Source organism: Chryseobacterium sp. AC417, assembly GCF_979258215.1.
On the sequence record NZ_OZ409845.1, the window covers coordinates 1,788,046 to 1,812,566 of the forward strand.

The following is a 24,521-nucleotide window of genomic DNA, read 5'->3' on the forward strand; positions in this document are numbered from 1 at the left end:
TTTCAAAATTTAGGTAAAAGTATAATTTTTAGTCTTGTATTTCCTCTTCAGAATTATCATCACGCTGATTTGAAAATCGTGCATCCCAGAATTTTTCCCATTTCATCTCGCCGTTCTCATACCACACCATATATTTGCGGGTTTTCATTGGGTGCTCATCACTTCTGATACTCTCATTAAGTGCATCTTTAGACCGGTAATGATCAACGAACCATACAATTTCTTTATCTTCTGCAACTAACTTGGCTAAAAACTCATCTTTTGGTACTAGCGTCATTTCCTGTTTATCGTAATTAGGGCGACTAATGATATGATTAATTGCCATAATCTTTTCATTATCATCCAGAAATATTTGCTGCGACATCTCACTGATGCCAAGCAAATCCCTGACTACTTTGGATGGAATGTATATTTCGTCCTCACCTCCTTCGACCGTATTCTTAGTTACGCTCGTCACGGTGTATTGCATTATTTTCTCCTCTCCCCCAGGCGGCAGGTAATATCGCTTTGTGTCGTAATTTTCGCCAATCCACTTCATCCACACCACATCTGTTGGATTGCTATAGATATCTGTATCAGGGGAACTTACTATTCTGTCGATAGATTCCACAAAGGAACCGGGGCCAGAATGGTTTTTAATGATGTCCAGCAAGGCTGGCGTCTGCCCCTTTTCTATAAGCACACCGCGAATATCTAAACTGGAACGGATATAAGCTTTGGAATCATGAACGGTGGTATAATTAAATAGGGCGAGCCATTCTTTATCTGTGCCTTCGGTGCGCAAATCTTTATCGTTGATATGTAACCATCTATTAAAATTAATAACAGGTTCACTTTCAACAGCCACTTTCACCTGCTCGTCCGGTGTTCCTATTTCCAGCATTTCCGGGGCAAGCGGTTCTTTAACGATCCAGTTATCCTCAATATCCGGCATTTCTTGATGAACCGCTATCGCCAAAAATTCGGCAGGGTTATCTACATTTATTATCTGCATATAGTCATTAACAAACTCTGAGGTATCTTTATGAGGCAGGTAATCGGATAAATAACCCTGAATATAGTGCACCGCCAGCCAGGTATATTTTTCCTCTTGCGTAAACAGTTTGCTTTTTGAGCCATGACTAGCTTCGGTAAATCCGTTGCCATTACCTGCGGTTCGACTAAAGCCTAAAGATTTCATATAAGCAATAGCAGCTGAGATCGCCCATTCATAAACCGAAAGGTCTTCGAGACCAAAATGATCAAGGTAAGCTTTTAAAAATTTATCACCGTTATTCGCCGGCTTTGTTTCCTTATCCACAGACTGGTCTTCCAGAAAATCATCGAATGAGCGTTTGATTACGTACCAGGCCAGGTCACGAACGATGGGATAAATTTGCTCGCCGCCTTTTGCCAGGGCATCTCTATCGAGCTCAATAAATTGAAAAGATTCTACTTGACGCGGCCGCGCATGCAAGGCCTGTTCTCGGCTAATTGCCCCTAAATAGAACGCCTTTTCAACCACTGAGCGGAAGCCGGTCCTGACAAGGATATCAGGATGGTTGCCCGGTTGCGCAAAAACATTTGCCAGTGACCATTCTGCCAGCTCTTGTAGTGAGCTCTTATCTTTCAGTCTGGAGGCTACCCCTAAAGTTATCGTGGCCAGGTCTTCCTGTATCTGCGGATCGTTGCATGGGAATAGTTTATCCAGCAACAATTTAAACTCCTTTGGTTGTTTTATTGCCCAGCCTGTCAGCGCGGTGCGAAGGCGCTCCCTGAACAACTGATCCAAGGAGGCCAGTGCCCATCCAAATATAAGCGGGTATTCATTGTGTAGCGAAAGTTCTGCTAGGTAAAGATCGCCTTCCCCATTAAGGTCAATCACCCTTTGCAGGTCGTAGCGATAAAATTGGCTACTTTTGTCCTCACCCAGTTCATGAATATCGTGGTGATCCATGCCAAGCCAGATTTTGTCGCGGTCAACTGCCGTAGGTTGCTGTATCAATAAGCCATGAAGGTATTCCGAACCGAAATAATTTGCTGCCGATACTGCTGAAGGATAGATAAGTGTGCGAAATACAAAATGACGGCTCATATGGTCTGCAAAATACAAGCGATCAATATTTGCCTTGAATGAGGAGGCTACTTCTGTTGGGGCCTGAATTAGTGCCGTAGTCTGTAATTGCTGAATTGTTGCCGATGAAAATCCCTCACTTAAATAACCATTTTGTCCAATTAGGAGGTTGTGTTTATGAAATAGCGTGTTGGTAATCTCTTGAACGATCCGAAGGTTAACCAATTGCTTTTCTGTTCGCCTCCTACTTTCTGGTACAGCACGCAGAAATTCCGGTATTGCAGTTAATTCCCCATTTATAATACCATCTACATACTTTTCAGCCATAATCACTTCCATGATCGATTGATAGGTCAGTGTATAATTTACTTGCTTCTTCTTCATTGCTCCCGTACCAACCGGAATCTCGCTTTTAGTCATGAAAGCATTATTTACCAAAAATTCAATGGCTCTTTCCACTTCTTCGTTTGCTAAATAATTTAAAGAATCACCCTTCAACAGGGAAAACAGGTCTACATGTGAGATCTCTTGTTTGGCATAAAATATTTCCGAAATGGCTTCGATTGCCTCTCTTATCGGGTTACGGGCAGTACCAGGGTTCTTTATCTTCTTGTATTCCTCATCCATCCGATCAATTTTTTCATTGAGCAGGTCATTTTCAGCAGTGAGTATCTGGTCTTCTGCGGTAAGCTTTTCACCTTCATATAGTTTACAGAATAAACGCAGGGCATAAAGACTGTCGATACCACGGATAAGCGATCTTGGCTCCACGGTGATTTCAAAATGCTCGAAATACTTATCAACCACTTCTTGAATCGGTATATCGCCCTCGCGTGGAATTTCGATTACCTGGAAATTAGGATCTGTGGGCAATTCCTCGTCATTCAGGAAATATGGCCTTGCGGTAAATGCAAAACGTACCCTTGGATAGCGACCTGTGAGGACAACGCTTTCTCTTATTCGGGCATACCACTCCGGCCAATGGTCAGTATCCTCCTCTAAGCCATCGATGCATATTATTACTTTTGTCGACTCATTTTTTAATTCCTCACCAGCCTTAATAGCTTTAGCGGCTTGGTGGTCGGCGCGGATGGCAAGCGTTTCGAGGGCGGATAACATTTCATTTTTGTTCCAGTCGTTAATATCCAGCGCCTTTTGTAATAAAGTCTTCCAATCCCCATTTGGTGCACCTTTAGCCCTGATGATTAGTGCGGGAACCTTTTGATGATTCAAACGGAGATCTACAGTATTAGAAAACGCATGGGTCTTACCAGTACCTGAATTACCAAGGAAAAGCCGACCAAATTGAGATGCATCATTCTGGATTTTGTCTACTATTAGCTCTAAGTCAAGATCGTCGATACGGTCAAGCATAGCTGATAAACGCTTTGGCAATCCAATTTGGAGGTTACTTGGACTCCATCCCTCAAGCTCTATAAACAGATTGCTACTAATCGGCATTGGTTGGACTGAAACAGTTGGCAGTTTATTATTACCTTCTTGTATTGCTGTGATAAATGGCAAAAGGGAAGATAGGTTATGATCAATATTAGTTTGTATGGCATTCAGTTCCGTTAGTACGCGACTGCCTTCTTTCAGGGTGTCGGTAAATCTTGATATAAGAGAAGTGACATTTTGCAATATTTTGGTGGTTTCTCCGACACGGCCAAGCAACTCCTTGCGATAATCTTGACTAAATAATATTTGTTGGATATGTTCCTGAATCACACCAGACCCGTGTAATTCCGGAATATAGCGTTTGTTAATCCAACCGGCTTTTTCCAACTCGAACTGATCTACCAGTTGCTTATGGGTAATCACATCACGCTCGAACCAGAATTTATTCATACCCTCATTATCACCCTCTAACAACTCATTTTGAATGTCCTGCTCAAACCACCAGGTAAATTTTGTGTTGCTGTATAACGACTTTATTTTAGCGTTAAGCTGATCTACCCGTGACTCTTCAGTGTTAACCACCGGAACCTTACCTTTACCTATTTTTGTAGAGTTGAGGGATCGTGGAACACAAATAATATACTCTACAATCCTTTTACGGAGCTTTATAGCTGCATTTACAGACTTCTCTATTTGTGCTATCTGACTATCCTGCATAGCCGTTAGGAACCATTTCGCCTGTACGGCAATTAGGTCACCATTTTTTAGTTCAGCATATGCTTCTATCCCGCCATCGCCACCAGCACCATTGACGACACGGAATTTTATAAGATCACTTCTGTATTTTCGTCTCAGGTAGCGCTCAAATATCTGAGTGCAAAAAGTTTCAAATGCATTTTGCGGGCTGTCACTGTAGGTTTTAAAATTGTTAAAGTCCATAGATCTATAGGTATATTTAAACATGTCTTGGACTACTAGCCCATCAGCATTTTACAAATTATTATCAAATTAGAATTTGGCTTATTAAAATATAAATTTCATTGCAACTAGCAAAATCATAACTGATAAAATTATGGTAAATGTATGACCATAGAAGAAGCAGTCTATTTTAGAAACTATAATAGTAATTTATAAGCATAGTAATGTGCATGAGAAGTACATTTTTACCATTAAATTAATCTGTGAAATAGATAAAGCTTTTCTATGTGGTTTTGTGCGATGACAATATTTATGGATATCAAATATTATTGTCCGGAGGATGTGGCAGAATATGATGAAGAGAATGAGAGAAGACCTTAAGATGATATTGAAAATTAAAATAGAGCCCTTTCAGGTCGGCATATGAATGGGCTATATTATTAATATAGTTCAATGTATTGATTTTGATAGCTTATCGAAATATCATTGGATGAAATTTTCTTCAATATTTGTATTTCTAACAAATTTATGAAGCGCTTCAAGAGTTGTAATACATCGGTGTAGTCCTCTGGATTAGAAGTGGTTATGTGGAATTCACTTTCTTTACTATGAACGATACTATTTCTAATTTTATAAACAAGATCAGCAATTCTGTTAACTACTGTATGTTCAAGAACATTGCTGGCCGGAATTGCAATACCCCAATAATTTCTTAAAAAATCAGCTTCGTTGGCACTTAATGGATTTATATTAAAGTATCCCGCAAGAACTTCAGCTTCAAATATTTTCTTAAAATTTCTTCTTAACACCTCCAATTCTTTCGTTCCCTGATTAGATAATCCATGGATCTCACGAATAAAAGTTCTATTATTTCTAGCCTTTTGTTCAATCTCTACCAATTCTTTACGATATACCAAATATTCAATGATATGATACAGCTTAAGAAATCTGGTTACCGTGTCAGTTGCATGATTTAATTCATTTAGAATATCGAATACCTCAAAATATTGTTCATATTTTGTGTTAGCGATCAATGATGCTGTTACACCATGAGGAATAGAATAATCTAGATTTTGATCGAGCTCAATTTTTCCTCCTTGTAAAAGTTCCTTATAGTACAAGTAGGAGTAGATACTGAGTGTAGTATTAGTATGGATGATCTTATGAACTAAGATTCCCCATTCAATATTAGAATTTTCAATGTGGGAAATTATTTGGCTCACTTTAGCGTTCTCACCTTTTGATATGGCTGTTGAAATATAGTCAATCAAAGTCCTATATTCCTGAGAGGTTTCATCGAGAGATGATAGTGGATCGATTTTTAAGAGCTTGGAAAGTGATAGGTAACCAAACTCAGCATCAGAAAAACTAAAAGCTCTATTTCTTTTTCTGAAATCTGTGTTCGAAAAGTCGATCAGTTCAACATCTTCTAATGGAATATATTCTTCAATTAAAAAGTCAGTACCAATTTTAGCCTCTTTAAATGCCTGTAATAATTCATAAATTTTGGGTAGAGAGATTATTACAGTATCCCCACACAATTCATCAATCACTTCATCATTTGTCCAAAAATCTTCATCAACTTGTAATTCAAAATCATCGATAGTTAAATGATATTTTTGATATATGATTTTATAAAGTTCTTTAAGTATATCACTGCCGATCATAACTAAACTTTTTTGTTTTTAGAATTAAAAATGTCTTCCCAAGATGGATTTGAATCCTCCAAAAGCTGAATAGTATAATCCATGATGACTTTTCTTATGAAACTTCCGATATTGACAGATCGGCTTGAAAGCAGATTGTATTGCTTGGTGAAATCTTCTAACTTAAAACCATTTTTGACTACTTTCGTTATTAGCTGATCAAAACTAGTTTGGTAAAGTTTGATAATTTCTTCCGTTGGCAGTGTTTGATCGACGTTGGCATAAACACCTAATCCAGCAAGAATACCAGAAAGTGTTGTGTCTTTCACAAACCACTTCTGACCCTCTTCTGGCTCATTTTCTACAACAGCTTCATCAAGAACTTTTAAATTTTGCAAGAATAATTTTATAAAATCAGTGGTAAAGATATTTTCATTAATTTCTCCTGTTGACTCGTCTTGACTCAATTCAGAAACATCTAGGTCATCAATCGAAACACGCAAAGGTTTTTTCTCCAAAAATGATCTAAGAGCAACAATTACTGATGTGAACATATAATCACCTGAGTTTCTGATCCCCGATTTGACCTTGTTAGCATTGGGGTCTTTTTCTCGATACAAAGTGATACCATCAACCTGATTTTGCAAATCTTCCCACAAGTATAAGAATAGAAGCTCAAATTGATGGGTTTTACTCACGCTTCTTTGACCAGCATTCAGAACCAACATTTTATGAATAACTTTTTTAGGACTTAAATTGACCCAAACTGTGAAATAGATTTCAAAATCTTTAAAAGCATCTTTAATTTCGGAAAACTCCCCATTTTTATAATAATCCTTGATCTTAGTTAGCGAAACAATTCCCGTCTCGAAAAAAGAGGGATGCTGACTTTTAATTTTTTTAGCAAATGTAGTGGCATCAGAAATCTCAGATTTATCAAACTCTTCAATCAGTATGTGATGAGCCCACAATCTAAATGTTCTTTGTAGCCCATCCAAAATTTCTACATTTCCCATATCGATTTCCACATCCTGACCGACAGTAGGTGTTAGATTGTTGTCAGTATATGTCAATGTGATCAATGGAATAGGGTCTCTTTCCTTAACGGTTGAAATCAAAGTGTCAAGATATTGGTTTTTTACAATTTTACGTTGAATAGAAAAGTTGTAAAATTCAGGCTTTAAGTTATGTAAATAATCATTTAAACTTCCTTTGCAAAGCATCCAAATCCTATCTTCGAATGTTTTACAATCTAATACTCTCAGTTTATACATAGTTATTTGATATTAAATGCAATATAGTCAAAAGTACAAATTAAATTACTTAACAGCGAGCACTCTGTAAGATTTAAAAATCCCTAGTCAGATACTTAAGATATCCGTTTGCCAAAATTTTGTCTGATTTCTTTATTCCCAATTTTCTAAATAAACTTTTGCATTTTTCTTTCTCCAGCTTCTTTCTGCTTATGCTTTCAATGACAATGTGAATTCCATGATTTGTAGCATCATCTCCGTGTGTTATCTCTTCTTCAAGAAACTTCCAGAATTCCTCGTTTAATATCAGCTTTTCAACTTCTTCAATTTGCTCTTCTAATTGATAAAATGCAGGGATTTCTATATTGTCCAAAAGGAGATACTGCATAAGGTACTTGAAATCTGGCACTGCTAGATTTTGATTAAGCTCATGAATAACAAATCGTTTATGATTAAGATTTAACTTGTCGGTGCTAACCAGCTTACATATCTGGTAAAGATCAAGTAGTAAAAGATCAGCGAGTTCATGAACATCTTTTTTTGTTAATCTGCCGTGGGAAACTTTATTCCTGAATAAACGGAAGCGAAAGGAATAGTACTCGTAGTGAAGTTCTATTCCAAGATATTCTTGAAGCTTATCTAGTTTGTACTGAAATCCTTCCCGTAGTAAGTTATTTTCCTGTTCACCCACAAGAATACATAAGTCGTGTAATATACCTTCAATGATGGACGGTACAGCTGTAGCGAACATCATTTTCGAGCCAGCTTGGTAAATGTTTAAGGTTTCATTTAAGATTTCTTTTCTAGCGTCAAGAATATGATGATTCTGGATAAGGTTGTTGAAAGAAAAAATAATTTCTTCGTCAACTATATGCTTAGTGAGGAATTTGTAAAATTCAGGTTTATTCTCGTCATAAAGTTTGCAGATCCTTACATACTTAGGGTAAGGGAGGTCTCCTAATTTATTAGCGAGATCATTGGGATAACGCGGTTTATAAGAGTCAGAGTTCCATTCGTAATTATATGAAATTCGCTGCATAAGTGAGCCCCATAAAGAATTTCCATAAGAAGTGGATATAGCATAATCCCGTATACCTTCTTTTATAAAAGATAAGATTTGAGTCCTTGCTTTCTCGTTATGCGTCTGATAGTAATATAATATTGGTTTTTTTTCTTGAACATCAGCTGTGATGTTTTCAGATGTAATTTTATCAAGTTTGGCTTTTATATCATCAAGTGTTTCGTCAATTTCTTTGAGATCTGCCGTAGCCTTTATATACGCTTCGAGAAGTTTATCTTTGGGTTCCGCAATCAGATCAAAATAAGTTTTGCAGATATAGCGATGGAAGTCATTTTCTTTTTTAGTTGCCTTCAAAAGCTCTTCCTTTTCTTTAAGATGAGCATCTCTGAAGAATCCCAAATGTTCAAATTGTTCATTTTCCTTAAAGTCAATATGTTCAAGAAATGAAGATATAAGTGATGTAAAGTCTGTTTTAAATGGATCGACTGGAAGAAATTCTTTTAAAAGGAACTTTGAAATCATTGAAAAATCATAGCTAAATATAAGACCCTTATTTTTTAATTTATCAAATACAATAGATATTTCACCACCTGTAACATCTGTTAGTTTTTTAGTGTTTTTAGCCATTAGTCTGAACTTTTATATTATGTTATTCAAGTTTTAATTTATGTGAATTTGAAAATTACAAAAATAAAATGAGCTGTATTCATCATTAAATGTCTTTTAAGCCATAAACTAAGAAACTGTATGTTTTGTCATAAAAATCTGCGAAATTTGCGACAAGGGCTTTCTAGATTTCAATTTAGATTTCTTAAAAGTAAGTAATCGATTGAAATGTGAAATATCAAAGGGGTTGGCATCTTGCACAATTACTTCTATGTACTGTAACTTAAAAAATTTGACATACTATTTTTAAAAACCTAAAACTTTCGGAAATATTTACTGATTGTCGGATTGCTGATGAATCATGTAATTAATTGATTTATAGCATAATGATGTATTTTAGATGTAGTAAACTATTACAAAAGTCTTAAAATATTTAATTTGAATTGAATTAAAAATTAAAAAGTCTTTAATCATGCTATTTTGGGGCGACAATAGTTGTAAAGTAATATTTTTGAAACTATGGCTTTCTTTTTCATAATTTTATAATCTCTCTCGTTAAATTCCATACCTAAAAAAATGCTAGTAAATAAATCTGTAATAAGCGATATAAAAACCATCATTGCCCATTCAAAAGACAATGCTACACGTGCAGTAGACCATCAGCGAACGCTTATGTATTGGCATATTGGCAAACGAATTTTTGAAGAAGAACAAGAGGGCAAACACCGAGCAGATTATGGTAAGTTTCTTATTAAATATCTTTCAGAACAACTACAACCTGAGTTTGGAAGTGGCTTTTCTACAAGACAAATCAACCTTTATCGCCAATTTTACAGAACATTCGAGAATGTGCATACACTGTATGCACAATTGAGCTGGAGTCAATATAAACTATTATTAAGTGTTGACAGTCAGGATAAAAGAGCTTTTTATATTGCTGAAACAGTGAAAAATAATTGGACTGTTCGCCAGTTGGAGCGACAAATTTACAGCAGTCTATACGAACGGCTTCTGTTGAGTAATGATAAAGAAAATGTTTTGGCAGTGGCAAGGAATGAGAAGCAGCCTTCTGATGCCAAAGAAATTATAAAAGACCCAATGTTTTTGGAGTTTCTTGGTTTGAAAAGAGAAGCATCTTACTATGAGAAAGATTTGGAAAGTGCCATTATCACGCATTTACAAGATTTTTTGTTAGAATTAGGTAATGGTTTTTCATTTGTAGCAAGACAGAAAAGAATACATATTGAAGGTGATGAATTCTTTATAGATTTGGTTTTCTACAACCGTATTTTACAGTGCTTTGTAATCATCGAAATCAAAACAACCAAACTTACCCATCAGGATATTGGACAATTGCAGATGTACGTCAATTATTACGACCGAATAGAAAAACTCTCACACGAAAATCCAACTATTGGAATTTTGCTTTGTGCCAATAAAAACGATGCAGTTGTGAAATTCACCCTTCCGGAAGGACAAAAACAAATTTTCGCAAGTCAATATCAATTATATTTACCAACCGAAAAACAATTACTAGATGAAGTAAATAAGGAGTTGGAAAGTTTTGAAGAAATGGAATAAAGAATTTAGCTTACAGAACAATGAATACTATAACTCAAATAGAAAATGCCTTACAAGCAATTAATCAGGCAAGCTTTCAGACCTTAATAAATCATTTGTTGCACTTAGAAGGGAATAAATTTATAGGTTCACCAGGTGCTGTGGTTGGTAAAGAGAAAACAAGTAAAGGAACACCAGATTCTTTTTTTATCAATGGCGATAATTACATTTTTGTTGAATGCACAACAAAAGAAAGAATTGGAGAATCAAAATCATTTTTTGATAAACTTTCAAAAGATATAGATCATTGTTTTAATGAAAATGAAACAAGTATTAGCAAAGATAAAATCGAGAAAGTTTTTTTAGCTTGTATTGAAAAAGTAAGTACAGATGAATACGATTCATTAAATGAAAAAGTAAAATCTTTTAATTCGAATGCTACTCTTGATATATTGACAATTCAAAATTTGCCAATGCGTATTTTCGATATTCCAAAATTGGCGGAAGAGTATCTTAATATTCAGATGGTAAAAGGAGATATATATACACTTGAACAATTTTTACTAAAAACTGAAAAAGGATTACAACCATCGCTTACTAACGAATTTGTTGGTAGAGAAGAAGAATTAAAAGATTCTATTAATATTTTAAAAACTTCTGATATTTTATTTTTATCAGGAGCTGCTGGTGTAGGAAAATCAAAATTGGGAGTTAAAATATTAGAAGAACTTTTAAAAGAAGACTATATTCCTATTGTCATTCAAAGTTCTGGTGTTTCTCTTTGGGATGATTATCAACATCTGTTTTTGCCAGGTAAAAATCATATTATTTTGTTTGATGATGCTAATAAATCGGTTAGTAACTTAGTTTATTTATTGAGCAAATTAGAGGGTTCGCAATCTTATACTGCTAAAGTGATAATTACTTCGAGAGACTATGTGAAAAAACAAGTTTCGCATACTCTTGAAAACTATACACATAGAGAATTAAATATAAAAGAGTTTAAAGATGAGGAAATTGGGAAAATAATTATTGCTGCCTTACCTAATCTGAAGCATTATCCTGACATTAAAAGAAAAATCATTGAATTAGCAAAAGGAAATGCCAGAGTAGCATTGATGGCAACTAATTCAGTTGTACCAGAAGCAGAAACGAATTATTTGGATAGCCCTGTGTTGCTATATGAAAAATATTTTAAGAAAATATCTGAAGAAATAGGAATATTTAATAAACCCATCATTCTCAAATCATTGGCAATTGTATCCTTTTTTGGAGTTTTGGATAGAAATAATGAAGAACTGAAAGATGTTTTATTATCCGAATTTGGAATTGATTGGAAAGAATTATGGTCAGCAATAATGGAGCTTCATAATAGTGAAATTCTGGATGTTTATTCTGAAGAAATTGTAAAAGTATCGGACCAAGTTTTGGCTACGTATGCTTTTTACAAATGTTTTACTGATAAGAAGTCCGCTGTTATTAATTATGCAAATTGGATAATGGCTTTCATTGAAAAATATTCACATAGAATTAGTGCTACACTCATTGATATAAATAATACGTTTGCTTATTTTCACGTAAAAGAGTTAGTCTTGCCTCATTTGCAGGAAGTAATTTCACAGTTAAAATCTGACAAAGAATTTTATGAATTTTACAATCTTTTTTGGTTTTATAAAGGCCGGGACTGTTTAATTTATTTAAAAAAATGGATTAACGGACTTTCTCAAGAAGAATATCCTGAAAAGTTTGAATTTAGTTACGTTCATAATGATCATACAAAAGCGACCAAACATTTTGAATTACTACGAAATTTTTGGAATCATCCTAATGAATTATTAGTTCCATCACTAGAATTAACATTGAAGATGCTAGCTAAAAATCCAAGTCGTATGCCTGAGGTTTTAAAATTCGTAAACGACTATTTTAGTTACAGAGTTGAAGATTTAGAAAAAGGTTATTTGCGCCAGAATATCTTATTTGATGTGCTGTTAAATAATAAATTGACTGATGTAGAAAAATTAATTGCCAACGGCATTTTTCTAAATATATCGGAAAAATTGCTGGGTTGGGAATTTACAGAATTCGGTTCAGCAAAAGGTTCTGCATTTACAATTTTGAACTTTAGATTATTTAAATCTGATTCCTTAATTGCATTAAGAAATCGTATCCTTAACAAAGCATACGACTTGTATGATGTTGAAAATGAACAATCCCAAAAACTTTTAAATAAAATTGTACGACCTGGTGGAGATATTGACAAGACTATTTTTGTAGAAGAACTTTCAATCTATGAAGATTGGATTTTAAAAAAATTAGATAACAAGCAATATGCTCATTGTAAGTTTGTTAGTGTTCTTGCCAGACATTTGAAAGATGTCGGAGAAGATTTCCCTGATAGTTGGAATGATTTTATTGAATCTGACATTAGAAAATTGTCAAAATTTATAAAACCAAGTTGGGAGTATGAGCAAAATAAATCAATTGAAGAATGTGAAAAAGAAAAAAGACAAGAATTTGAAAAATTTGTAAATGAAAATGACTGGAATAATTTAGAAAATTTTCTTTTGAATGTAGATGAATTATACCGTCAGCAAAATGATACAGATGCGTGGCACATAGAGGGTGCTGTTACCGATATTTATTCTACAATTGCACGAAAAAGTAAATCCGAAGCTGAAAATGCTTTAAGACTATTTTTTAGCGGTAAAGTAAATTATCCTTTACGTGCATATGTTATGAATGTGGTGATGAGTGAAAACATTATGACAGCAGATGAACTTTTAAGCATAATAAAAGAATATGATTTCAAAGGGAAACCTTATTGGGAATCTGTATTGGTTACAATGATACCTGCTGAACAAGTAAATGAATCGTTTTTAAATCTTTTAATAGATGTTTTTCAAAATACAAATGAATATCTATATATCCATCGGATGCTAGATTATCTGAAATATGAAACTGTATTCAATAAATATAAACATGGAAAGCCAAAGTTAGAAAATCATAATATCATAACGTACCTCACAAATATAATTTTTCAAAAGCCACGCAAGACAAGATATGATTTTGGACTTCACTTTTGTGAAGAATGTGCTTCTTATTTTACTGATCATACTCAACTTTTAAAAGATGCATTTTGGTCTCAGTATGAATTAGACCATCATTTTGATTACAAGGGTAAAGAATTAAAAGCAATTTTAGATATTGACAATAAATTTCTTAATGACAGTTTGAAAAACGGTAAAATTGGATTAGGGTATTCCTCAAAAATTAGATTGGAGAATATTAATACAAGTGCATTGTGGGAGTATACTGAATATGATAAACTTATCGAAGATCTATTTTTAACAGCATTAGAAAAAGAGCAATTTGCTTTTTTAGTGGAGCAGGATATTTATTCGCTATTTAGATATAGCGGTGCTCATGAAGATGCAACTGAAAAAATGAAATCTCTAATTTTAAATCTTACTAGGAAGTATAGCAACAATGAAAAAATTTCATTAATGCTTATTGAAGTGGTTTATCATAATTTTAATGCATGGTTTATCGATTATTTTAAGGAATTTCTTCTAGTTAATAAAAATATTGAAGTAGCTAAATATATTAATTTTGGAAGATCAGAAAGCTGGTCAGGTAGCAGAGTGCCTTTAATTCAAAAGAAAATTGAATTTTATCAGGATATTATTAGAATGATAAACACATTACCAAGTATTTTAGATTATTCCGAACATATTGATCATTTTGAACAAAAAATTATTCGGAAAAAACAGGAAATTGAAGATGAGCAAAGAAGAGATTTTATGGAAGAGTTCTGTTAATTGAATGCCTTGTCGTGGCACAAGAAATAGAGCTTTAGTCATTTTTCCACTTTACCTCTAAAATAATTTTCTATGTTATTGCCGCCGCCAACAAAAATATTTTTTGTGTTGTTTTTGTTATACACAAACAGCACATTGCCATTGTCATTCTTGTATGCGGTGTCAGAAAGATGGTATAAAATAAATCTTATAAATTTTTATGAATTCATAGATAATGGACAAATAACACAATAGTGGTATTTAGCACGATTAATTAGCTCTAAATGATATTATTGTATTACAAATTGGTGAATGAAAATTATACCAGCATGTGACTTTACCTTGTTTTATGAATGAGGATCGAAAAAAAACCATGTTAATGGACAAGAACGAATATAATATTCAAAAATCTTATTAAATTAGGGAGGGTAAGAAATTATCATAAGAATTAAGTGAAATTAATAAGTAGATCAATTAAAACATTTTAATATAAAATTTGAGCTATAACTGATCGAACTGTAAATTGTTTTCGTCTCTAAATGGCTAAAAATTGAGGTGTACAGGCGAAATCTATCAATTATCACCGATGCATTCGGGAAATGTTAATTGTCTAATTTACAGGAATTTATACGGTTTGAGGTGTACAGAAGTAGTACAAATGTATATTTAAATTTATCGTTAAATATTGTAAATAATTGGTTTACAATTGATTATCGTGACGAGATTCGTGCGAAAAAGTAGAAAAAAAAGATGTTGCAGCATCTTAATCCTGTACCACTTTTGTACACCTTGTATTGTGTAAACCACCATTAATAAACACTTCTTTAGATACTGTATCGGAAAATAGCCTGTCTCTGTAAAAACCCTACGACTAGAAAAGTCTAAATTTCAAGCAACACAAGAAAAGTCAGAAAAATGATCAAGTTTTAGGAGGTCTGCCATGTGTTTTATAGTCCTTCCACAACAATGTAAAAACAAAATAAAATAAAATATTTACCAAAGGAATTAAATTTCGATTTCTTTGTTTATATTTATATTTAGAAAAACGCATTGATGAAAAAACAGGCTATTACCCTGAAAAATAATACCCTACAACTCAACTTCGGAAACCTGAGATCCCGTAAGTATGCAGTATCGGTAAAGTATTTTGACGGACAAAAAAACATTCCCTCCAAAAGAATAGACTACGAGGCTGAACTCACCATAACTTCCAACAATAATACATGGTTATTAGACATTGATAAAACCAATCTCTGGTTTGATCAGCATGAGCCTGATTTAATCAATGAGATGATGACGGATGAGCTGTCAAAAACGATTTATCCTATTCAGGTAGGGATTAATGAAGCAGGAACGTTTCTAGGAATAACGAATTTTAACCATATTGTAAACAGCCGTTGGCATAGAAACAAACTCAAAGCTACCGAGAAATATAATACTCAAATAGTACAGGCTTTTTACAATGCTTTTGAGAGAAATCTTGAAAGCAGGGGAGTTTTTGAAAAAAGTATGCAATATGACTGGTTTTGGAACCTGCTGTTTCATCCGAAATATATTGATTACGGAAAAGAGCATTCATCAAAAACAGATTTATACCTGGCTGTTGTTCCTTACGAATACCCGATACATTTTACAGGAACGCAAAAAATCAATACTGAAATTACAGATTATCATTCAGTAGAAATTCATTTTCAATCCGACGAAATGGCAGCTTCTGATTATTTTATACCGAATCATCATAAAAGTAATATCAGTTCTGAAAAAAATGTTTTTATGAGGCTGAATGCTTATTTTGACTTGGATGTTTATTATCTGTTTCCTATGCACACGAGAGTTTATTTCGAGGTTTATTCAAAAGATGCAGAAGGAAAAGAAACTACAATAAAAAAAACGGAGTTTACCCAATATCAGCAAAACACCGAGAATAACAAAACCGCTCCGCCTGAAAAAAGAAGCCCTTTATTGATTCACGATGATGAAAATGAAGATCATGAAATTTATAAAACCTATGAAGGAAAGGATTACACTTATAAGCAGTGGAAAGACTTTGAAGAAGAACAATACAAACTCTACAAAGAGAAACAGGCAAAAAAAAGGTTTTGGGATTTTTTGGGGTGAATTTTCAATCTGAAACATATACAAATGACTAACAGAAAATTAGAAAATATCCATGACTTTTTTAAGTGTAATTATGATGATTGTATTAAAAAATACATTGGCGTAGATGTGTATGAAATTCTTCATTCCCATCATGGTGTCTTTTTAAAATATGACGCATTAGAAAATACGCTTTCATTTGATGATGGAAAAGGAAATAAATTCATATACACAGGAAAATCCGGAATACTATATCATTGTGAGGAATACGATAAAAGCTTTCCGTTTCTTTCGGGATGCTCGGTTTACTGGGATAATACGACTCTAAAACATACTCAGACCGCCGAAGAGATTTATCATCTTGCTGCTAATTATTTTTTGAAATTTTTAAAAGATGATGTTGATGTTACTGTAATCAAAAAAAACAATTTATATGAACGATTCCCTATAGAATTATTCAGTCCGGTATGTGAGTTCAGGTATCATAAACCCATACTTATTGTGTATTGTGAAGCAGGGGAGAACTTTCTAGACTATTGTGTGAAAATGGGCAATGAAAAAACAGGAGCTGCATTTGTAGAAAATTACAGTTATGGCAAGTATGTTAGTTTTAAAGACGAGTTGGGTAACAAATGGATATATACTGACAATAACCAGTTAAGCTTCGTAAGAATAACAGAAGATGGATACGAGTCGGGCAGTTACGAAGTAGGGAACAAGTATTATGATGAAGAAAAAAACACTTTTACTGTTTTTACCAGCAACAGGCAACAGATTTATGAGAAAGCGTGGATTTATTTCTCTCCTTATATTAAAGATAAAAATTTACTGAAATTTAAAATAAATCTCTTGAATTTATCAAATAATTAACTATTTTTAATTAATAAAACACAAAAAGATGGCACAAAAAGAAATGATCGTTCAGGGTGCAACCTGCAAATGTAACTTTGGTACTACCCCCGACAAGCTTAAAGTTCTTACCCAGAGCAAATACTACTTAAACGACCACGAAGGCAAAAGCAAACTTGCCGCTACCCACAAAGATATTGGAGCAACCTTTGAGAAAAACACCTTTGGCTCGTGCGCAAAAATGAATAATAATCCCTGCACTGCAGCAGTAACACAGTGGAGCGGATATTACGAAAAAGTATTATACGACCCACCAAAAGGCTATGTTTTAACGGAAGACAGCAAAGCAACCTGCCCGATTGGCGGGAAGGATTGCATCATTATCCTCAAAAGCGGGCAAGTAGCTGAACCCAGTAAACAGAATTTCAAAAATGCAGATGAAGAATTACTTTCTCATGTCTTGCCTGTTATTAATATGAAGAATTTTGAGAAAAAAGAACCTTATAACCATATGCAAATAGATTAGATTATGGCAAAGATTATCGGTTGTAAATTCGACAGAGACGAAATTGTCGTGTATGGACGATCCAAAAAGCCTATTGATGCTCATAAGGCTAAATTATTGGAAGAAGAAAGAAGAAGGGTTAAAAAAGATGATATAATAATTGTAGACACAGGCTTTATGAATAGAGCCAAATTCTATGTTGATGCATCTTGCTTTGATGATAATAAAATATCACCGAATGTAAAATGGGCAATGGCTTATCAGCACGCTTTTTTTGATGCCAGTACAAAAGGAGGAAATATCCCTTCCGATCTATGGGCATTAAATGAAGGAGATATACCCATTAAATATATGGGAATGAACAGGCATTATAAAAAGGGAGAATTTCTTACCGTTAAACTGCTTGGAGATAGTAAATCTATGTATTACTATGGATATATCCAAAAGGTTATTGTTTTTACAGATAAACCTGAAGATGGCTTTACATTTTATATTATTCCTGTATCTAATCCATACATTAATTTCGCTCATTTTGAAAATAGCGAGAAAAACTGGCAGTATGGAGAAGCCGTAAATCTGTTAGTACATTATCATAACTTGTGTTCTACTAATACCAATATTTTGTATAGTCAGGTTTTTGTAGTTGAGAAGAATGACAGCAATAAGACAATAACAGCAGAAGAAGGAAGTAAGATTAATTTTAAAGATATAGAAGAAGCCAGTGTGTGGAAAAGTGGAGAGCGCACAATGGGACAGATTGATAAAGAATCGAAAGGACTAAATATTCCTGCTCCTTTTAACATTTTGATCGATTATGAAAAGTGGAGAAAGGGTGAGGTTAAAGAAAAACAGTTTTCTGTAATTGCAGTTGTATATACAAAAGAACACGATTTTTTAAAAAATGTAAGTTGTAAAGTCATAAAATTTAGAAATTTTTTGGCACAGCCTACCAACAATTTGTATCAATACGATTCAAAAACTTTATCAATTAAAGATATAGATATTAAGGAAAGCTCTATCTCAAGCAGAATCGTAGTACAAAAAGATTTCATGAGTGAAATTTTGGCTAAACGAGAAATTGAGAAAACCAACATGATTCAGTATATCGGAGATATTGAATACAACCGAAAAGAGAACAATCCTTGCGCCTATTCTGTAATTACAGTAAACAATGGAGAAAAAGACATTGAAATTTTTAATGAATACAAGCTCAATAAAAAAGTTAATGATGAAACAGGGAGGTTTGTGGATTTAATTATTGGAGATAAGGACAAAAAAACAGTAAAAGTTACAGCGAAATTTCTAAAAAATAAAAATGCACAGCCTGAAAGTATAAGAACAGCAAATGGTAAATTAAGAGAAGAAGGTAAATTAAGAGTAAAATGTGAAAAAATTCTTAATAATGGGCATGAGCATAAAGATATAAATGACGTTTTTAAAATGGGATGGGTCGTAGGACAATGGGTACCTTCCAAAGATCCTGCGCTTTTTGCAGAGCGGTATTTGAAAATGTTAGGCTTAGGAAATAAATCCTCATTCTATCATCCCTCCAATGGAGATTCTTCTCCAAAATTAGAATGGAACAAACCCGATCAGGAAGCAAAAGGGATAGAGGCTCCTGCAGAAGAACAGAAAAAGTACGAAGCAGTTACAGTTGCTGGTATACAGGGCTTAACGGATAAAGATTACACGATTGATGAAGAAGGTGACTCTATTACTTTGGAATTGCAATATATATACAATAAAACAATTGCAGAAAAAATTCAGAAATACACAAGTTCGGCGATCAATAAATTATGGATCTTCAATTATTTTAAATTAGATGAAAAAAATGCACAGATCTATTTTGTTCCTGTCACCACTTGTCGATATCCCAACCAGATAGCTCAATTTAGAGTATTTCCTGATATTCAATGGGGAATCACATTTTCTATAGGCACTGTTGATCCCAAACACAAGGAAGACTGGAGAGAGGACCTCACAGAGAAAAGAAAGAAAGTACTGGAAGAGTACAAAGGTGCATTTAAATATCCGTCACCAGATGCTGCAAAGAAAGATGAGGTTAGTAAGAAACAAAAAACTTTAGAAAAGCTAGACTTTAAATTTGGCTTTAATGCAACAGTTGGTTCAGAAGAATATAATCTAACGGATGATTTTGGTGATAAAATAAAAGATGCCGTTTATGCTTTTGGTCTTGTGAAAGAACTTTTTGATTCCGTTGCAGGAAATGGTGAAGACGCTCCAGATACTGAACAGAAAAAAGTAAAATATCTCGAAAGTTCCAAAAAAAGTAAATTCTTAAAAGGGCTAACGAAGCTGCCCATAGAGATCGTAGTGGATAATCCAGCATTATCATGTGGATTTTCTTGGGGTTTCCGACATGTTGCCAATAAAAATAAGGTAACCCGAAGCTATGACATTTTTATTAAAGCATCTCCAATAATTTCTGCTACTGGAACGCTAGACCTAATTGCCTTGGCAGGATATATTCCTGTATTCGGGCAAGCCATCAATGTTGTAGATGTTGTGCTGGAAGCATCGGGAATAGATGCTGCTTTCTTCATATCGGCAAGTGGAAAAATAGATTTTGGTCTTACTATAAAAATAGGTGAAGATGATTCCCTAAGCGAGGGAGATATCGGTTTTGAAGGAGACTTCAAGATAAGAGTTGAAGCCAGCCTAACTATAGGAGGAGGTATCGTAGGATTTCTCTTTGCTGCAGGGGATTGGAAAGGAGATAAGGTTACGGAATACCGAGCTTACGGAGAAACGGGAATTACAGGAACTCTGAAAACAGGTGCCGATCCAGAAGGACCATATATTGATGCCAATATAAAATTTGCTGGACTTATTTTTGTGGCAGAGAAAGTGGAAAATGATCAGGGAATCGGATATTCAAAAACAAAAAAAATAGGACCATACACGGTAATTAAAGAATGTACCTTAATTGGAAATAAATACTATCTAAATAAAGAAAATGAAAAAATTAATTAAACTATTATTACTACTAATCTTAACGCAGACAGTATCTTGTCAACAAAAAAATGATACAATGAACAACACATTCGATAGAGAAGAAGACTACATCGTTTTCGAAAACAAACCAAAAACAGGCTACTTTTTACAAATCAACAATCAAAATTGTCATTATAAAATGCTGGTGAATGATTTGTACACTTATGGATATCATGGTGTCTATCCTGCTTATTCGGTAAGACCGATGCTCAATTATGAAATCTTAAAAAGCGGACTACAGAAACTATCAATTATCATTACCCCACAAAACGGAAACAGACTTACACGTAATTCAGATTTAACCATTCGACTAATGCGTTATGCCGATATGTCTAATAAAACAGATTTTGGAGGTGCAACTACCATTTTAGAATGGGAAATGCCCACCATTGATGATAAAAACCCCTTACCATTTGTGAAGTTTGAAACTACTTTCAAAGCAGATGTGCCATACGAAATGAATACTATTAATTATGCAGTTGATTTGACAAAAATAGATAATGATGTTCTTTTGAAAGAAGTTGTAGAAAAATTTAAAGAATATCATAATTACATCAAAAATGATTATGATAAATATAATCAAGAAGTATTACCGAAAATATTATCTTCGGTAATACCTACGTATAAGACCAAATCAGATTTAAAAAATGTATTGGCTGACAATAAGAAAGAATTTGAAAATGATGAGTACAGTTCTAAATTACAACCCATAGAAAATTATAACATGGTGTTATACGGTAATGGCAAAATAGCAGCTTTAGAACGCATAAAAGATGGCGGTCGTATTGTCTGGTGCAAAGACCCTAAAACAGGAGAAGAAATTCTTTCTCTACCTTTATTTATTTACAAAGATACCAGAGACAACCAATGGCATATTTGGTAATTTTAATTTGATAATAATGTACCATAAATTTTAACTATGAAAAAACACTTTTTTTATTACTAATTCTACCAAGTTTAGGATTTACACAATTAAATCTAGATGAACTAAAATCTCTTGCTGATAATAAAAATGATGTCAATCTTCAATTTGTAAAAAAGAAGGGATTTGTGTATCGAGAAGACAAAGATATAGGCGATGGCACAAAAAAGATTATTTATGAAAAAAGCAAAATTAGCAGTTCCTTAATTGTCATGAGGGTTGACAAAGAAGGGAGAAATCTTATTAGCTATGTTCCAGAAACTAAAGAGGGTTATGATGAAATTCTCAATGCAGTAAAAAAATCAGATTTTAAATTGATTGACTCTTCAAAAGGAGACAATGATTTTTGCTACGAACTTATATCGGATAGATATTTTTCTAGATTTTGTGAAGTCAAATTTCCTAGTAATGAGCAAACCTCATATAATATTACTTTTTATAGAAATGATGACGATTTTAATTAGTCTACTCTTCCAAAAACATAATTTAATCTTCAGTTAAAGATTTGGAGCAGCTGTATTTTATTCCCGTAACAACTTGCAGATACCCAAATCAGATTGCAAAGATTCGTGTTTTTCCCGATATGAAATGGGTGCTGAATTTTAATTATAATATTGAGACACCACTTTATTACAAAGCTAATACTGCATTAACAGAGCATTACAGCGAATTTAATGAAGGTGAAATTAGCAGTTCGAATAACAATAAACGAAAAGAAATACTTGACAAAAAGATTTCCAATGGTTTACAACATTACGTTGGACGAAAAACCACATTTGGTCTGCATGTAGAATGTGAAGTAAGTGGAGAGGATGATGTCATTAATCTGGGTGACGAGTTTGGCGAAAAGTTTCGAGAAATGTGCGCCCCACTATTTTGGATGGTAGATACTTTGGATAACGATTTAGGGGTTTCGGATGCAGGGAAGAACAATCACGTCTGATTGCTTCGCCTGATACAAAAAAAGGACTTTGGGACAGGCTAAATAAACTACCAATGGAATTTGAGCTGAATCCCCCAAGTATTGGGGTAGGTTTAGGAATCGGTTATGCTACTTCAAAAAATGGTACTATTACCTATGAATTAGAGGGAAGATTAAAAGCTAATCCAATTATCGGAGCCAATGTAACCTTGGATATACTTGCTCTAGGAAGCAAATTCAAACCTTGGGGAGCAATTATTGATGCTTTGGATATAGCTTCTTGGCTGGCGAATACTTTTAGCGGTGGTCGTTTAGAGCTGGAGTATAAAGTAGAAGTTAGATTCTCGGCAGAAGTAAAATTAGTAGGGAAAAAATTAAAGGATGCCGAAGGTGAGGAATCTGCTGTTTATGAGTCGGAAGCCAATTTGAAATATAATTTTGCAGACAAAACGTTAGATTTTAATTGGGGATTAGAAGGTAAAATATTAGGAGAAATTGAAATAAGCTTATCTGTTCGATTTATGTCCAAAAATAAAGTGGAAGCAAAGCCTGAAAATGACAAGCATAATATTGCGGAAATTGGAGCTGGTGTTCAAGCGTCATCATATGTTGAATTAAAATGTCCGTTTAAATTGAATAAAGATGGAAATTTAGATATGGATTTTTTCTTTTCAGGAATAGAATTAAAGGTTTGGTTTAAAGCAAGTATTAATGATAAAAATAACGATGGGGAAGCAGATATAAGCAAAAAAATAATTCCTCATTTTAACGAAATTAAAACATTTAAATTTTAGTTATGAAAATGAACTTATCAGCAATTATGATTAGTGTCATATGTTTATTTCTACAGTGTAGTAACGCAAAAGAAACACCTATAATAAATGGTACATCAGAAAAAAATAAAAACATGAACAAAAATAGTTATTATATAGATTATAGTCTTAGAGGAAATTTTGAAATATATTTTAATGGAATATTAATCGAAAGAAAAAATACGAATGGTACAATAATGAATTATCAATATCTAAATCAGTTTATCGAAGAATCTGGTGAACAAGATATCACAATAAAAATTCTACCTGAAAATGGAAATACAGAAATATTACCAAATGTATTAAAAAGTATTACTCTTAAAATTTATTTTTCAGAAAATGGGGATACTCCTCCTTTAAAAATGGTAGAAAATTTAGTATTACCTCCATATAGCAAACCTCAAAATTCTGTGATTTATAATTGGAAAGTAAAGATGGAAGTACCATTTATGAGAAGTAAACTTAAAAATATAGCAACTAATCTTACACAAGAAAATATAGATAGCTTATTTCAAGAAGTTAAGGATTATTATATTAATGTTCATGGAATTATTAATTCGGGAGATTCTAAAGAATACCTCAGACTTTATAAAAATTCTATTGAAAGAGAAACTGAAACAAGCTATTATACAGTACAAAAAAAAGAGGATTATATTACCAACTTAGCAGATAGAGTTGAAAAAAGTAAGAATGGTATGCTTCAAATACCAAATACACAAATAGTGATACATCCTAATGGTTTAATTGTAGAACTTCAAGATAAAAATTTTAATACGCCATTGATGTCAGAAGATAATAGTGGTAAAACAAGGACATTTGGTTTACAATTATACCGTTCAATCAAAACAGGAAAACTGGAAATTTACTAAAATGAAGAATTTCATATTCTTAATGTTCATTATGCTTTTTTCTTGTAATGGTAAATCACAAAATAAGATGAAATATTATTTATTTATAGCTTTAGAGCAAACTCTGAAATATATATTAATGGAATATTACTTTCAAAAACATTTGAAAATAATGGGGTTTCAAATAGTTCATACTATTTAAATCCATATATCCAAAAATCAGGGTTACAGACACTATCCGTGAAACTAGATAAATTTTCTAATTAAAACTCAGCTCTAAGAAGAGATAAGTTTTGAAA

At 33.3% G+C, this 24,521-nt stretch carries 15 protein-coding genes; 11 read left to right on the top strand and 4 right to left on the bottom strand.

Going from position 1 to position 24,521, the window contains the following annotated elements:
• Nucleotides 1-28 precede the first annotated feature (28 nt).
• From ACZZ9T_RS08650 to ACZZ9T_RS08665, 4 genes are all read right to left on the bottom strand, one after another.
• Entirely contained in the window at nt 29-4,390 is a 4,362-nt protein-coding gene (locus ACZZ9T_RS08650) for an NACHT domain-containing protein (RefSeq protein WP_463441738.1), read from the bottom strand.
• Between the two features lie 419 nt (nt 4,391-4,809).
• Nucleotides 4,810-6,036, bottom strand: coding sequence for a hypothetical protein (locus ACZZ9T_RS08655; protein WP_463441739.1), 1,227 nt, complete (start codon nt 6,034-6,036; stop codon nt 4,810-4,812).
• Between the two features lie 2 nt (nt 6,037-6,038).
• Nucleotides 6,039-7,289, bottom strand: coding sequence for a hypothetical protein (locus tag ACZZ9T_RS08660; RefSeq protein WP_463441740.1), 1,251 nt, complete (start codon nt 7,287-7,289; stop codon nt 6,039-6,041).
• Between the two features lie 73 nt (nt 7,290-7,362).
• On the bottom strand, nt 7,363-8,916 hold the full coding sequence (locus ACZZ9T_RS08665; protein ID WP_463441741.1) for a hypothetical protein: 1,554 nt from the start codon (nt 8,914-8,916) through the stop codon (nt 7,363-7,365).
• Nucleotides 8,917-9,471: 555 nt separating this feature from the next.
• Here ACZZ9T_RS08665 and ACZZ9T_RS08670 point away from each other — a divergent pair.
• The 11 genes from ACZZ9T_RS08670 (at nt 9,472) to ACZZ9T_RS08720 (ending at nt 24,243) form a co-directional block, all read left to right on the top strand.
• Nucleotides 9,472-10,476, top strand: coding sequence for a PDDEXK nuclease domain-containing protein (locus tag ACZZ9T_RS08670; RefSeq protein WP_463441742.1), 1,005 nt, complete (start codon nt 9,472-9,474; stop codon nt 10,474-10,476).
• Between the two features lie 20 nt (nt 10,477-10,496).
• Nucleotides 10,497-14,273, top strand: a complete 3,777-nt coding sequence (locus ACZZ9T_RS08675; RefSeq protein WP_463441743.1) for an nSTAND3 domain-containing NTPase — start codon at nt 10,497-10,499, stop codon at nt 14,271-14,273.
• Between the two features lie 1,032 nt (nt 14,274-15,305).
• The gene (locus ACZZ9T_RS08680; protein ID WP_463441744.1) at nt 15,306-16,370 is read left to right on the top strand and encodes a hypothetical protein; all 1,065 of its coding nucleotides are present in this window, start codon (nt 15,306-15,308) and stop codon (nt 16,368-16,370) included.
• Between the two features lie 24 nt (nt 16,371-16,394).
• Nucleotides 16,395-17,219 carry a hypothetical protein gene (locus ACZZ9T_RS08685; RefSeq protein ID WP_463441745.1) on the top strand — a complete coding sequence of 275 codons (825 nt, stop codon included), beginning with the start codon at nt 16,395-16,397 and terminating at the stop codon, nt 17,217-17,219.
• A 28-nt stretch (nt 17,220-17,247) separates the two neighbouring features.
• Entirely contained in the window at nt 17,248-17,724 is a 477-nt protein-coding gene (locus tag ACZZ9T_RS08690) for a DUF4280 domain-containing protein (RefSeq protein ID WP_463441746.1), read from the top strand.
• A gap of 3 nt (nt 17,725-17,727) precedes the next feature.
• Nucleotides 17,728-20,697, top strand: a complete 2,970-nt coding sequence (locus tag ACZZ9T_RS08695) for a hypothetical protein (protein ID WP_463441747.1) — start codon at nt 17,728-17,730, stop codon at nt 20,695-20,697.
• Between the two features lie 58 nt (nt 20,698-20,755).
• Nucleotides 20,756-21,601, top strand: coding sequence for a hypothetical protein (locus tag ACZZ9T_RS08700; protein ID WP_463441748.1), 846 nt, complete (start codon nt 20,756-20,758; stop codon nt 21,599-21,601).
• Between the two features lie 167 nt (nt 21,602-21,768).
• Entirely contained in the window at nt 21,769-22,104 is a 336-nt protein-coding gene (locus ACZZ9T_RS08705; protein ID WP_463441749.1) for a hypothetical protein, read from the top strand.
• Between the two features lie 41 nt (nt 22,105-22,145).
• Complete coding sequence (locus ACZZ9T_RS08710) at nt 22,146-22,583, top strand: hypothetical protein (protein WP_463441750.1); 438 nt, start codon at nt 22,146-22,148, stop codon at nt 22,581-22,583.
• Nucleotides 22,584-22,636: 53 nt separating this feature from the next.
• Entirely contained in the window at nt 22,637-23,356 is a 720-nt protein-coding gene (locus ACZZ9T_RS08715) for a hypothetical protein (RefSeq protein WP_463441751.1), read from the top strand.
• A 2-nt stretch (nt 23,357-23,358) separates the two neighbouring features.
• A complete protein-coding gene (locus tag ACZZ9T_RS08720; protein WP_463441752.1) occupies nt 23,359-24,243 on the top strand; it encodes a hypothetical protein in 885 nt (294 codons plus the stop codon).
• The last annotated feature ends 278 nt before the right edge of the window (nt 24,244-24,521 follow it).

Bases quoted from the DNA above. Each gene is read 5' to 3' on its own strand.
- ACZZ9T_RS08650 (WP_463441738.1), bottom strand. From the start codon at position 4,390: ATGGACTTTAACAATTTTAAAACCTACAGTGACAGCCCGCAAAATGCA.
- ACZZ9T_RS08655 (WP_463441739.1), bottom strand. From the start codon at position 6,036: ATGATCGGCAGTGATATACTTAAAGAACTTTATAAAATCATATATCAA.
- ACZZ9T_RS08660 (WP_463441740.1), bottom strand. From the start codon at position 7,289: ATGTATAAACTGAGAGTATTAGATTGTAAAACATTCGAAGATAGGATT.
- ACZZ9T_RS08665 (WP_463441741.1), bottom strand. From the start codon at position 8,916: ATGGCTAAAAACACTAAAAAACTAACAGATGTTACAGGTGGTGAAATA.
- ACZZ9T_RS08670 (WP_463441742.1), top strand. From the start codon at position 9,472: ATGCTAGTAAATAAATCTGTAATAAGCGATATAAAAACCATCATTGCC.
- ACZZ9T_RS08675 (WP_463441743.1), top strand. From the start codon at position 10,497: ATGAATACTATAACTCAAATAGAAAATGCCTTACAAGCAATTAATCAG.
- ACZZ9T_RS08680 (WP_463441744.1), top strand. From the start codon at position 15,306: ATGAAAAAACAGGCTATTACCCTGAAAAATAATACCCTACAACTCAAC.
- ACZZ9T_RS08685 (WP_463441745.1), top strand. From the start codon at position 16,395: ATGACTAACAGAAAATTAGAAAATATCCATGACTTTTTTAAGTGTAAT.
- ACZZ9T_RS08690 (WP_463441746.1), top strand. From the start codon at position 17,248: ATGGCACAAAAAGAAATGATCGTTCAGGGTGCAACCTGCAAATGTAAC.
- ACZZ9T_RS08695 (WP_463441747.1), top strand. From the start codon at position 17,728: ATGGCAAAGATTATCGGTTGTAAATTCGACAGAGACGAAATTGTCGTG.
- ACZZ9T_RS08700 (WP_463441748.1), top strand. From the start codon at position 20,756: ATGAACAACACATTCGATAGAGAAGAAGACTACATCGTTTTCGAAAAC.
- ACZZ9T_RS08715 (WP_463441751.1), top strand. From the start codon at position 22,637: ATGGAATTTGAGCTGAATCCCCCAAGTATTGGGGTAGGTTTAGGAATC.
- ACZZ9T_RS08720 (WP_463441752.1), top strand. From the start codon at position 23,359: ATGAAAATGAACTTATCAGCAATTATGATTAGTGTCATATGTTTATTT.